This is a genomic window from Nakamurella sp. GG22, from assembly GCF_052976845.2.
The window spans coordinates 191,444-204,631 of the sequence record NZ_JBRIIO020000002.1; the positions used below are offsets into that span (position 1 = coordinate 191,444).

Annotated in this window: 8 protein-coding genes; 3 read left to right on the forward strand and 5 right to left on the reverse strand. The window is 70.2% G+C overall.

The annotated features are described in order from the left end of the window. Positions 1-98 precede the first annotated feature (98 nt). The 3 genes from ACVBEQ_RS03225 to ACVBEQ_RS03235 form a co-directional block, all read right to left on the reverse strand. On the reverse strand, positions 99-5,609 hold the full coding sequence (locus ACVBEQ_RS03225) for an ATP-binding protein (RefSeq protein WP_447151981.1): 5,511 nt from the start codon (positions 5,607-5,609) through the stop codon (positions 99-101). A gap of 257 nt (positions 5,610-5,866) precedes the next feature. Further along, a complete protein-coding gene (locus tag ACVBEQ_RS03230) occupies positions 5,867-6,646 on the reverse strand; it encodes a fructosamine kinase family protein (protein ID WP_447151982.1) in 780 nt (259 codons plus the stop codon). Positions 6,647-6,678: 32 nt separating this feature from the next. Further along, positions 6,679-7,407, reverse strand: a complete 729-nt coding sequence (locus tag ACVBEQ_RS03235; protein ID WP_447151983.1) for a ferritin-like fold-containing protein — start codon at positions 7,405-7,407, stop codon at positions 6,679-6,681. A 385-nt stretch (positions 7,408-7,792) separates the two neighbouring features. Here ACVBEQ_RS03235 and ACVBEQ_RS03240 point away from each other — a divergent pair, with 385 nt between their 5' ends. From ACVBEQ_RS03240 to ACVBEQ_RS03250, 3 genes are all read left to right on the forward strand, one after another. Then, a complete protein-coding gene (locus ACVBEQ_RS03240; RefSeq protein WP_447151984.1) occupies positions 7,793-9,556 on the forward strand; it encodes a DEAD/DEAH box helicase in 1,764 nt (587 codons plus the stop codon). Between the two features lie 63 nt (positions 9,557-9,619). Continuing rightward, positions 9,620-11,098, forward strand: a complete 1,479-nt coding sequence (locus tag ACVBEQ_RS03245; protein ID WP_447151985.1) for an Rv3212 family protein — start codon at positions 9,620-9,622, stop codon at positions 11,096-11,098. Further along, on the forward strand, positions 11,098-11,973 hold the full coding sequence (locus ACVBEQ_RS03250) for an alpha/beta fold hydrolase (protein ID WP_447151986.1): 876 nt from the start codon (positions 11,098-11,100) through the stop codon (positions 11,971-11,973). The genes ACVBEQ_RS03245 and ACVBEQ_RS03250 overlap by 1 nt, the downstream gene beginning before the upstream one ends. Positions 11,974-11,982: 9 nt before the next feature. Here ACVBEQ_RS03250 and ACVBEQ_RS03255 read toward each other — a convergent pair whose 3' ends face one another. Both ACVBEQ_RS03255 and ACVBEQ_RS03260 read right to left on the reverse strand, forming a co-directional pair. Next, entirely contained in the window at positions 11,983-12,285 is a 303-nt protein-coding gene (locus tag ACVBEQ_RS03255) for a hypothetical protein (protein WP_447151987.1), read from the reverse strand. After that, positions 12,282-13,154, reverse strand: coding sequence for a PHP domain-containing protein (locus ACVBEQ_RS03260; protein ID WP_447151988.1), 873 nt, complete (start codon positions 13,152-13,154; stop codon positions 12,282-12,284). Before ACVBEQ_RS03260 ends, ACVBEQ_RS03255 begins: the two co-directional genes overlap by 4 nt. Positions 13,155-13,188: the final 34 nt, after the last annotated feature.

Here is a 13,188-nt window from a genome sequence, read left to right on the forward strand (position 1 = left end):
AAGATCACCGAGACCGCGTCACGCATGCAAGCAGCGAGCCGGTTGCCCAGGGTCCGACCGGCGTCGACCGGCCCCGGAACTCCCGGAGAACCAGCAGCTCAGCCCTCGACCGTCACACTCCCACCGGTCCTGGCCATCCCGCGCTCCACGGCGGTGATCAGGTACGGCCGCAATTCGACCGCCGGGATGATCGTGTGAACGGAGCCGACTTCCCTTGCCCGCTCGATGTTGTGGATCTGCTCGAACTCCGCAGCCACCTCACCCAGCTTTTCGGACCGGACCTGCGCCCGGAGCTCACCGAGTTCGACCCTGAGCTGCCCGCGTTCGGCGTCGTCGGCGGCCTCCGCGATCCGGGCCTCGATCTCCTTGACCCGCTGGTCGTTCGCGGTCCGCGCGTTGACGTCCCTGGTGAACACCACCGCAGCGGCCGGCGCGCCGCCGATGACCGAGGCGAAGGAGCCCTCCACCGCGATCACCTCCATGTTGTCGTTCAACGCACCGGAGAACACCACGAACGCGCCGCCGTGGTAACGGGAGACCACGCAGAAGATGATCGGACCCTCGAAATTGACGATGGCCCTGCCGATCTCGGCGCCGTACTCGAGCTGCGTGTTCCGCAGTGACTCCGGCGAACCGTCGAACCCGGACAGGTTCGCCAGCACGACCAGCGGCCGGCTGCCGGAGGCAGCGTTGATCGCCCGCGCCGTCTTCTTCGACGACTTCGGGAACAACGTCCCGGAGGTGAACTGATCCGGACCGTCCGTGGGCAGGAACCCGCGCCGCGGGATGTTCCGCGACTCGATACCGACGATCACCACGGGATAGCCGCCGAGGTGGGCATCGACGACGACCGAGGTATCCGCATCCGCCATCCCGGCCCAGCGTTCCAGCGTCTCGTGGTCCTGGTCGGCGACCGCGTTGATCACCGTCCGGATGTCGAACGGCTTCTTGCGGTCCTTGTTCGTCTCCGCGGAGAAGATGTCACCGACCTTGGTGAACGGGCTGTCCGGGTGGACGTGCGGGAAATCGCGCACATCGCGGTCCAGCGGATCGGCCGTTTCTGCACGCCGCGGGAACCGCTCCCCCGGTGCCACATAGGCGTGGTCGTAGTGCGCGAACAGGATCTCCGTCGCGGCGTTGAGATTCGGTGCCCAGTACTGCGCCTCGCCGTTCGGCCCCATCACCCGGTCGTAACCGCCCAGACCGAAGTTGTCCTCCGCCGACACGCCGCCGGAGTAGTCCAGCGACATCTTGCCCGTCAGCACCATGGCGCTGTCCGGCGTCATGATCAGGATGCCCTTGGTGTGCGGCAGCATCGTGGCCTCGGCGTTCCAGTACGGCTGCGCACCGACGTTGATCCCCGCGACGATGACGTTCACCTCACCACCGTTCTGGGTGAAGGTGATCAGTCGCCGCAGCGCCTTCGCGACGCCGTCCATGTTCTCGGTGCCGCTGTCCATCGAAATCTTCGCGCCCGACGACAGCGTGAACCACTCGACCGGCACATCGAGCTGCTCGGCGAGATCCACTGCGCGCACGACGATCTCGCACTCACGGACGGCGACTGTGCCCAGCGCCTTGGTCGGGTCGCCGAACAGCGCCACCCTGGTGATGCCCTCCGGGTAGCGCGGGGTCGGGGTCGTCACGATGCCGGCCACCACACCGGCGGTGTTCCGGCCGGGAGCCCGATTGACCGGAACGAACGCACCGTCAGCGTCCAGGTCGTACTCTGTGAAGCTTCCGTTCGGACCGGTCAGCATCGGCACGATCTCGTACGGGTACGCCGTCCCGCGGGCGGCGGCGCGCTGCACCTTCTGGGTGTATTCGTCCAGCGGCGCAAGGGGTTCGGTCGGCGGATCGGTCACCGTGACGGTGACGCCGGCACCCGCCTGGTAGACGAACCGGAGCGCCACGTCCCGCAGCGAATCGTCGGACTCCCGCAGCCGGGCCAGCACGGTGATCTCCGACAATCCGGTGCCGAGGGTGAGCGGCGCACTGAGCTGGGCGAAGCCCTCCAGGTCGGACAGCGGGATCTCGATGGTCGGCCAGACGTGCAGGAAGACCCGGTTGTTGTCCAGCCGCTGCTTCCCGTTGCGCTGGGCCTGGACCCGCCGGATGCTCTCCAGGCAGGCAGCGAGGACCCGCTCGGCGGCCGGGAACGCCACCACCTTGCCGTCGGAATCCCGCCGCGGCGTGACGTCCCGCAGTTCGGCGAGCGCGACAAGCCTTTCGTCGGCGGGATTGTCGGGCGCCACCAGATGGAACAGATAGGCACCTTCCGGCGCCGGCATGCGGGTGCCGGTGAAGTTCTTCAACCGCCAGAGGTCCAGCCGCTGACCCGTCAGCGGGTGCATGTCGCGGATGATCTTCTCTTCGGCCAGCCCGTCGCCGGACGGCCGGAAGGTGAACTGCTGCACGGTCGGGTCGCTGGCCCGGCACACCGTGACGGTCACCCTGCGTCCGCCGGCGAGGGTCGGGTACTGCTCCAGCTCCGCGCGCAGGGTGGCCGACACCTCGTCCGCGTCCGCAGGCGCATCCGTCCAGGACAGGTAGATGTCGGTGACGACATGCGTCCGGTCCGGCGCCGTCGCAGCCTTGGCGTCCAGTGCGCGCAGGGCGTTGGACAGTTCGTCGTGTTGAACGATCGTCGCGATCAGGTACAGCTGCTGGCCGTTCAGGTCGAAGTCGCCGGTGACGTAGGAACGGCCGTCTTCCTCGAAGGCCTTGACGTCCCGCAACGACCGAACCCGGTAGTACCGGCGCGTCATCGCCTCGAGCATGGCCTGCGCGCCGGGCCCGTGGGAGGTCAGCTCTTCGGCCATCAATCGCACCAGCGGCTCCGGGCTGGACACCAGGGCCTCGATCCGTTCCGCGTATTCCTCGGAACTCGGATGGCCGCCCAGCGCGGTGCGGTGCGCCCGGACATACTCGTACACCTTCGACCGAGCGTCCTCGATGAGCGGGCGCTCGTAGGCCTCGTACCGGATGCTTCGGGCGAGATCGCCGAGCACCGGGTACCGCAGCCGGGTCGCTACCACCAGGCGCTCGACGACCTCGCCGATCGCCTGCCTGGTCTCCGGGGTGAAACCAGGAACGGTGTTGCGCCACCGCTCCAACAACATGGAGACGATCGGCACCTGGTCGGCGGCGCGTTCCTGCGCCAGGAAGATGCGGTAGACCGCCTCCTGCAGGGCGGGCCCCTGCTCGAGATCGCTGACGCCGTAATGCTTCAGCACCGCCAGCAGCCTGCTCCGGAACGCCTCCGGCAGCCCCTCGCGGTCCACATCCAGCGAGTGCAGGTACGAGTGGAAGTACTCGCGCGGGCTGTGCACCCGCTCGTCGCCTGTTTCCTCCTCACCGGCCGGCCGGTTCCGGGACAGCTCGCAGACGTCGGCGAACGTCGCCAGCACCCCGAGGGACGCCTTCAGCAGTTCGGGATCGTCGAGCTGCGTCTGATTGCGCGCGCGCTCGTAATCGGCGATCAGTTTGCGCCCCCGGCCGCCCGTGACGTCGTAGCCCATGATCAGGGCCTTCATGCCTGCCAGCGTCGCCAGCGACTCCGCGTACGGATCAGCCGCGGGCGCCTCGGACACGTCACTGAACTCGACCGTCGGGGTGGTGCTGGCTGCGGCGTCCTCGTCGATCCGATCGATCCGCAGCAGTGCCCCGCCGCCGTCCACCTGCGAGTTGACGCCGACCAGGATCTCCCGCACCCGGCCCGCATAGGGCGCGCGGACCGCCGTCTCCATCTTCATGCTCTCGAGGATCATCACCGTGTCGCCGGCCTCGACGTCGGTCCCGGCCGCCGCACGCACCGCGACCACCACCGCGGGCGCGGGCGACCGGACGATGCCGCCCTCGTCCCGGCTGATCCGATGGCTGACGCTGTCGACCTCCACCAGATGGCCCGCCGGAGTCGTCGACGCCACGACGTGATGGCGCCGGTCGCCGACGGTCAGCCGGCTCTCGTACGCCGACATCCGCTCCAGTTCGACCTCGACCGTCTCGGATCCACCGATCTCGATGCGGTAGCGCCGCGGGCTGACGTGCGCGACGTTGAGGCTGTACGTCTGACCCTGGTAACCGAGTTCGACCTCACGCCCGACAACGTGACTGGCCCGCGGCCGGCCACCGCGTGCGGACCGGTAGAACGAGTCCCGCTCCAGCGTCTCCTCTTCTTCGTAGACGTCGATACCCACGTAGAGCAGGGCGGCGTCCGCGTGCGGAGCCACCCGTGGGCCGTCGGTCAGGCCGACACGGTCGAGCCAACCGGTGTCTGCGGTGCCATCGATGACCTCGGGGCGGTCCAACAGTTCGAGCAGGAAGGCCTTGGTGGTGGTGCCGCCGTTCACGACGACCGTCGTCTCGCGCAGCGCTACCCGCAGCCGGGCCATCGCCTCGTCCCTATCGCGACCCCAGGCGATGATCTTGGCGACCATCGAGTCGTAATCGGGCGAGATCGCATCCCCGGTCGCGATCCCGGTGTCCACCCGGATCCCCGGACCGGTCGGCAGGCTCAGCAACTCCACCTTGCCCGGTGACGGGGCGAAGCCGTTGTCGGCGTCCTCGGCGTTGAGCCGGGCCTCGATCGCGTACCCGTAATTCGGCGGAGGGTCACCCTCCAGCCGATGCCCGTCAGCGCACAGGATCTGCAGCTTCACCAGGTCGAGCCCGGTGGACTCCTCGGTGATCGGATGCTCGACCTGCAGCCGGGTGTTCACTTCCAGGAAGGCGAACATCTTCTCTTCCGGTTGGTACAGGAACTCCACCGTGCCCGCGCCGCGGTAACCGGCCTCCTTCACCAACGCCACCGCGCCCTTGCGCAGATCGACGTCCTGCTGCGGCGTCAACGCGGGCGAGCCGGACTCCTCGATCAGCTTCTGGTTCCGGCGCTGGATCGAACAGTCCCTGATGCCCGGCGCCCAGGCGTTGCCGTGGTTGTCCGCGATGACCTGCACCTCGATGTGGCGGCCGCCGACGACCAGCTTCTCCATGAAGATGACCGGGTCGTTGAAGGCCTTCTGGGCCTCCGACTGGGTCCGCTCGATGGCCTCCTCCAGCTCGCTGGGATCGAAGACCATCCGGATACCGCGGCCCCCGCCGCCGCTGCGCGCCTTGAGGATCATCGGGTACCCGATCTGCTTGGCGTGCTCGAGCGCAGAGGCCATGTCCTCCACCGGCCCGCCGCTCCACGGCGCGACCGGAACCCCGGTCGCCTCCGCGAGGTACTTCGCCTGCACCTTGTCGCCCAGCTTGCGCATCGCAGCGGCGGGCGGGCCGATGAAGGTCACGCCGATCCGATCGCAGAGCTCGACGAATCCGGCGTCCTCGGACACGAACCCCCATCCGGGCCAGCAGGCATCGACCTTGCCCGCGATCATCGCCCGCTCGAGCTCGGCGTGGTCGAGGTAGGGGCTGCCCTTGTCGCCCTTGTCCCGCAGCAGCACACCTTCATCCGCCAGCCGGACGAACAGCGCGTGGCGCTCGCTCTCGGTGTGCAGCGCGATGACCTTGATCCCATAACCGAACTGGGAGTTGAGCTCTCGAACCGCGCGGATCAATCGGACCGCTGGTTCGCCTCTGTTGATCACCGCTATACGCGAGAACATTCGGCTGGTTCCTCCATCTGCGTCGATGTGCATTTCGTGACGCGCAGTAAGACTGTGCGTCGGTGGATGCTGTCTGAGTCGTGTCCCGGCCGGCAGGCGGCCAAACTCCTCCGAAAGTATTCACCTACCTGTGTGACGCCGGACACCACATCCTCCCGTGCACCCTGCCTGCCCGCATGCCGGGTCACGGGCGCAGGCGGCTCAGTGGCCCGCGCAGCGGTGGTGGGCGCCGACGTCGTCCGGACAGGTCGCGGACGTCAGCGGTAGCGGGCGGCCAGTTCGGCGGCATGCCGCCCGTAGGACGGCCCGTGGCTGGCGGCGTGCACCAGCACCGGGTGCAGTTGGTGCAGTCCGATCAGCTCCCGCCAGCCGGCTGGCAAGGACGCCGCCTCGGCGTACGCGGCCAGCACCCGGTCGAGCTGCTCGGTGCCGAACAGCGCCAGCATCGCGACGTCGGTGAGGCCGTGGCCGCCATGTGCGGCCGGGTCGATCACGACGGCACCGCGGGCGGAGTACAGAACATTGCCGCCCCACAGGTCGCCGTGGATGCGGGCCGGGGGCCGGTCGTCGTCGTAGGCGCCGTCGATGAGGCGGGAGCACACCGCCTCGACGGCGCTCAGCGCCGCTTGGCTGAGGTTGCCGACCCCGACCGCCGCTCTCGCGTAGGGCAACAGCCGGGTCTCGGCGTAGAACACGCCCCAGGTCGGAAACGCTCCCAGTGCGAGTTCCTGCCGACCGATGTAGCCGACGCCGCGCCAGCCAGGTGGGCCCGCACCGAACGCCGTGGCGCCGGCGGCGTGGGTGACCGCCAGGCCGCGGCCGAACGCCTCCGCCGCCGACGTCGTCGCCCTTGCGAGCGTGATCCGGTCGAGGACGATGTGCCGTGACCCGACCTCCCGCACGCCGACGACCTCGACGCCGCCGGGCTCCCGGAGCCAGTCGAGCCCGGCGGCCTCCCAGGCGAAGAACCCTTCGGGTGCGTCTGCGCGCCGCTTCTCGAAAGCCGACTCCGGTTTCCGGGATCCACTGGAGGTCACGGCACGATCCTGCCTCGCGCCCTTCGGCCGGGTCAGGCCAGGCCCAGTGACTTCATCCGTTCGGTATGCCCCTGCTGCAGCCGCCGGAAGAGCGCGGCGATGCCGGCCAGATCACCGGAGCCGGTGACGATGAGCTCGGCGAGGGTGTCCCGGTCCGCGACGACGTACTGCGCCTGGGTGATGGCCTCGCCGAGGAGCCGACGTCCCCAGAGGGCGAGCGGTCCGGCCAGTCGCGGGTCGGCCTGGCATGCCTTGCGGACCTCCCGGACCGCGAAGGCGGAATGCCCGGAATCGCCGAGCACCTCGAAGACCAGGTCGCGGGTGACTGGGTCCAGCCACTCGGCGATCTCCCGGTAGAAGTCGGCCGCCAGCCCGTCCCCGACGTGCGCCTTGACCAGCGACTCCAACCAGGAGTGCGGCGCGGTCGAATCGTGGAAGGCATCGAAGGGCGCGACGAACGGCTTCATGGCCTCCTCGGCCGCCACTCCCCTGGCCTCGAGATGCCTGGCCAGCGCGTTGAAGTGGCCCATCTCAGCGGTCGCCATCTGCGACAGCGCCACCCGTCCGCCGAGCGTCGGTGCCCAGCGGGCGTCGGCCGCCATCCGGTCGAACGCGGACAGCTCGCCGTAGGCGAGAACGCCCAGGAGATCGATGACCGCCTGTTCCGGCGGCACGGTTCCGGAATCGGCGACGTCCCCCGCTTTGGCAGGGGCGGTCGCCGGAGGCAGTCCGGTCGGCGCTGCCTGCTGCGCTTCGGTCATGCGCTCTCCGTCCGTGATCTGCACTGATCCTGATGGGTGCCGGCCTGACGGCTGTACATCCTGACGGCCCCTGATCGCGGTGTCCGGCCGGTCGGCCAACCCCTGGATATCGACCCCGAGCCTAGAGGTCCGGCGGCACCCTCTGCGCGCGCTTGCGGCGCCCGCAACACCAAGCGTCAGCGCGTGGGCCGGGAGAGTGACAGCGGACGGGTAGAGTAGGCATTGATAGGCGGTGCGACGATTGCGCCGCCGCACTGTGCGCGCGTCGTCCCGCCGGTCGGCCGGAGAAATCGGCCGCTGTAGCGGGGCCCCGTATGGCTGGGGTCCCTGGCAAATCCCCTCGCCTGCTGCGTGAACGCGCGCGGACGCGAGGAAGGCTCCACCCATGACGTTGACTTCTGCCGAAGACCCCTTCACGGTCAGCACGGCGACCCCGCTCGACGACCCGGACGGCGTCATCGCCGACGCGGCCATCGACCCGGAGGACGCCGCACTGACCCACCCGCTGGCCGCCGATGCCCCCGTCGAGCCGGAGGCGCCCACCTTCACCGAACTCGGCACCGATCCGCGGATCGTCGAGGCGCTGGCCGCGGTCGGCATCGAACGCACCTTCGCCATCCAGGCGCTCACCCTGCCGATCGCCCTCGGCGGCCACGACCTGATCGGTCAGGCCAGGACCGGGATGGGCAAGACCCTCGGCTTCGGCGTGCCGTTGCTGCAGCGACTGTCGCTCGACGAGGCCGTCGTCCCCGACGAGAAGGGCAAGCTGCCGGCCGGCCGCGCACCGCGCGCACTGGTGATGGTGCCCACCCGCGAACTCTGCGTCCAGGTCACCCGTGACCTGCACCAGGTCGGCAAGTACCTGGGACTGGCCGTCACGTCCGTCTACGGCGGGCGCGCCTACGAGCCGCAGATCTCCGCCCTGCAGGCGGGCGTCGACCTGGTCGTCGGCACCCCCGGCCGGTTGCTCGATCTGGCCAACGGCGGGCACCTCGTGCTCGGCGGGGTCAAGGTGCTGGTGCTCGACGAGGCCGACGAGATGCTCGACCTGGGCTTCCTGCCCGACATGGAACGCGTGCTGGCGATGGTGCCGACGGTCAAGCAGACGATGCTGTTCTCGGCCACGATGCCCGGCCCGATCCTCACCCTGGCCCGGACGTTCATGAGCCAGCCGACGCACATCCGCGCGGAACTCGCCGCCGAAGGCGCGACCCACACACTGACCAAGCAGTACGTCTACCGCGCGCACGCCCTGGACAAGGTCGAGATGCTCGCCCGCGTCCTGCAGGCAAGGGATCGCGGCCTGACGATGGTGTTCACCCGGACCAAGCGCACCGCCGCCAAGGTCGCCGACGAACTGACCGAGCGTGGCTTCGCGGCCGCCGCCGTGCACGGCGATCTCGGCCAGGGCGCGCGGGAGCAGGCGCTGCGCGCCTTCCGCTCCGGCAAGGTCGATGTGCTGGTCGCGACGGACGTCGCGGCTCGTGGCATCGACGTCGAGGACGTCACGCACGTCATCAACTACCAGTGCCCCGAAGAGGACAAGACCTACATCCACCGCATCGGCCGCACGGGCCGGGCCGGCAAGACCGGCATCGCGGTGTCCTTCATCGACTGGGACGACGTCCCGCGCTGGAAGCTGATCAACGAGTCATTGGGCCTGGACTTCGCGGACCCCGCGGAGACCTACTCGACCTCCAAGCACCTCTACGACGACCTCGACATTCCCGAGGGCATCAGCGGCCGGCTGCCATCCGCGCAGCGGGTCCGCGCCGGGCTCGGAGCCGAGGACGTCGAGGATCTGGGCGAGACCGGCGGCAAGCGGCGTAAGGCCGCGGCGGGAGCTGCACACGGCTCGGGCCACGGCCGCCAGACATCGACGGGCGGGTCACGCAACGGCGGGTCGTCGAGCGGCGGCTCGTCCGGTGGCCGGCAGCGCACGCGCGGCGGGCGGTCGGTGGACGGCGCGGAGTCGGCCACTGCCAAGGCCGTCGAGGCGGTCGCCGGTGTCGAGACGCAGGTCGCCACCACCTCGGACGGCTCCGAAACGGCACCCCCGCGTCGACGGCGTTCGCGGAGGCGCACCCGTGGCGGCGGCACCATGGTTGCCTCAGCCGATACCGGGGCGGACGCGCCCAGCGGCAGCTGACCTCCGGTCGGCACGCCCTGAGCAGATCCCAATCAGCTCAGCGCGGTTGCGTACGCTCGCACGGTGACTCTGAGTGCCGCGCGGCGGAAGCGGATCGATCGGATCGTCGCCGCAGCGCTCGCGGTGGCCGTCGTCGCCGTCGGTGTGGTCGTCTACCTCACCAGTGACGCGCGGGCGACGATCTCCGTCACCGGCCCGTCCTCCGCCACGCCGGACGCCGCCGACACCGTCCCTGAGTCGCTGCGCGAGGCGTGGTCGCTGCCGACGAACGGCCGCATCGGGGCGGTTGCCTCGCCGTACGGGGTGGTCGTCACCGCTGACGAGACGACGGTCACCGGGCACGACGCCGTCACCGGCGAGGTGCGCTGGACCTACGGCAGAAGCGAACCGCTCTGCGCTGTCGGCTCCGGTGACACCGACGCGCCGGGGGTGACAACCCGCGGAAAGGTTCGCGGCGTGATGGTCGTCTCGGAGAAGAACGGCTACTGCTCTCAGCAGATGCTGCTCGACCCGGACACCGGCGAGCGGCACTACTACCGGACGAGCCCGAACCAGGCCGGCGGCTCACTCGCCTTCGGCGGGCCCTATGCGGGCTGGCTCGGACCGACCTTGATCGAGCTCTGGCGTGACGACCTGGTGCGCACCATCCAGTACGGCGACCTGCCGTCACCGCCCAAGCCCAACGCCCGGCACACCGGCTGTACGTTCACCGACATCGCCCTGGCCGACGAGCAGTTCGCCACCGTGGAGCACTGCGACGATCAGGGACCCAACGCACGTGTGGTCATCAACTGGGCGACCCCGGATTCCGCCCCGGACAAGCCCGACGACCAGGACGTCTTCAAGCACGACCCGCGGGCGGACATCGACACCGGCTCCCCTGCCGCCCGGATCGTCGGCATCACCTCCGACCGGGTCGCAGTATTGGTGTCGGGCCCGGAACCCGCCGTCAAGGTGTACGACGACAAGGGCACCGAGACCTCCAGCACGCCGGTCGAGATCCCGGCCGAGACGATCGTGGCGGCCGACCGGCTGACCGCGAGCGGTGGGACCTTCCCCACCCCGGCCGTGCGGGACGGCACCGACCGCTACTCCCTGATCGGCGACCGGCTGATCGCCGTGGGCAGCGAAACCATCGAGGTGGAGGCGCCGCCGAGCACCAGCACCAGCTCGTCGGCGATCACCGAGGCGGAGCCCCCGACTCCCGGCCTGCTCGGATCTACCACCGCGCCATCACCGGCACCGCCGGAAACCGTTCAGGTCAAGGATCTCTCGGTGAGCTGGACCAAGGACGGCGCACTGGGACTGCCCGCGCTGATCGCCGGCCAGCTGCTGATGCCCGTCGACGGCGGGCTCGAGGTCTTCACCGCCGCGAACGGCAACGCCGGCATCGTGCCCCGGACCATTCCGGTCGACCGGCCGGCAGGCACGGACCGGGTGGACGCCACGGCCGTCGGCCCGATGATCATCGAGACCCGCGGCGACCGGGCCGGGGCCTCGGAAGTCGCCGCGGTTGAAGTCGTCGCACTGGAGAGCACCTGATGACCGCTGCCCGACTCGAACAGCTCACGCCTAACTCCGCCACCCGGATCACCCTGCCCAGCAGCATCGGCCCGCTCGCCGCCCTCGACGCCGGATCGGCCGACGCGCGGGGAACGGTGCTGCTGCTGCCCGGGTACACAGGATCGAAGGAGGACTTCGCACCCATCCTCGATCCACTGGCCGCCAACGGTTTCCACGCCGTCGCCATCGATCTTCCGGGGCAGTTCGAGTCCGCCGGACCGGCGGACGAAGCGGCCTACTCGCCGCTCGCGCTGGGCGCGGTCTGCGCCGACGTCGTCCGCGACCTCGCCCGGCAATCGCCGGTGGTCCTGCTCGGGCACTCCTTCGGTGGGCTGGTGGCGCGCGGCGCGGTGCTCGCCGGTGCGCCGATCGCCGGCCTCGTCCTGCTCTGCTCCGGCCCGGGGGCGCTGAGCTACGGCGCCCGGCACGATGCCCTGCTGGCCGCCGAGCCGATGCTGCGGCTGCACGGCAAGGAACTGGTCTACGACAACGCCGTCGCGGTCGGACGTGCCGCGCGCAAGGTGGTGCCACCGGAGGTCGCCGAGCTGCTCCGCCGCCGGTTCGTCGCGTCCACCGAGGCGGGCCTGCTCGGGATGGGCGCCGCACTGCAAGCCGAACCGGACCGTGTCGGAGAGCTCCGTGCGGCGCTCGACGCGACCCACGCGCCGGTCGCGGTCATCGCCGGACGCGACGACGATGCCTGGGCGATGCCCGACCAGGACGGGATGGCCCGTCGGCTCGGCACCCCGTTCGTCATCGTGGAGAACTCCGCGCACTCGCCCGCGGTGGAGAACCCCGATGGGCTGCTCGCCATCATGCTGCCGCTGCTGGAGTCCTGGCTGAGCCCGCAATAACACCTGCACTCACGGCCACCAGTGCCACCACAGCACGGCAAGCACCGCGACGATGACGGCCGCATCGGCGCCGGCGCGGACGCCGACGGGCCACCGGTCGCGCAGCCGGACGACCACCTCGCCCGCACCGCCCACCACCAGGTGCGCCAGCACACTCGACCACCCGGGACCCGCTGCCGGTCCCAAACCTGCGGCCGGCAGTGCCGTCGGCGCGATCAGCTCCGCCAGCAGCAGCACCACGCCGATCACCAGCAGTCCGGCCGCCAGCAGGCCGGCGAGCGCATCGAGCAGGCGGGTGCGCGAGCCGGTCACCGACCCGCGCCGGCCGGACCGACCGGGCAGGTGACCCCGTTGCTGCGCTCGACGATCGCGGCCAGCGTCTCCTGCGGAGTGGTCTCCTGACCGAGGCGGAGCAGCTTGTTGTGCCCGTGATAATCCGACGACCCTGTCTTCAACAGCCCGAGCCGGTCGGCGATGGCGTGCAGCTCGGCGCGGTCGGCCGGCCCGTGGTCGGGATGGTCGACCTCGAGACCACCGAGGCCCTGGCCGGCCAGCATCGCGATGTAGTCGAACGTCAGTGCCCGGTACTCACCGCGGCCGCGCGGATGGGCGATCACCGACACGCCTCCGGCCGCAGTGATCATCCGTACCGCCGTCGGCAGGTCAGTGTCGGCCTTGCGGACGTAGAACCGCCCGTTGCCGGCCAGGTACGTCGCGAACGCCTCGTTGACGGAGGCGACCACGCCGGATGCGACGAGCGCCTGGCCGATGTGCGGCCGGCCGATCGGCGCCCCGTCGGCGATCGTCATCACCTGCTCGGTCGAGATCGGCAGGCCGGCGTCGACCATCTTCCGAACGATCGCCATTCCGCGCTGCAGCCGCTCTTCCCGCAGCCGGACGTGTTCGGCGACGATCGCCGGCGCGTCCGGGTCGAACAGGTAACCCAGCACATGAACGCTGACCGGCCGGCCATCGACCGGTGCGACGGTCGAGAACTCGGCACCGCGGATGACGCTGAGTCCCGGCGGCCTCGCCTCGAGCGCGGGTTCCCACCCGTTGGTGGTGTCGTGATCGGTGATCGCCACGACGTCCAGCCCGGCGGCCGCGGCGGCGGCCATCAACCCCGCCGGACTGTCGGTGCCGTCCGAGGCGGTCGAGTGGGCGTGCAGGTCGATGCGCATCGCTCCCATCCTGCACGGTCGCTCCGGCGGCTCG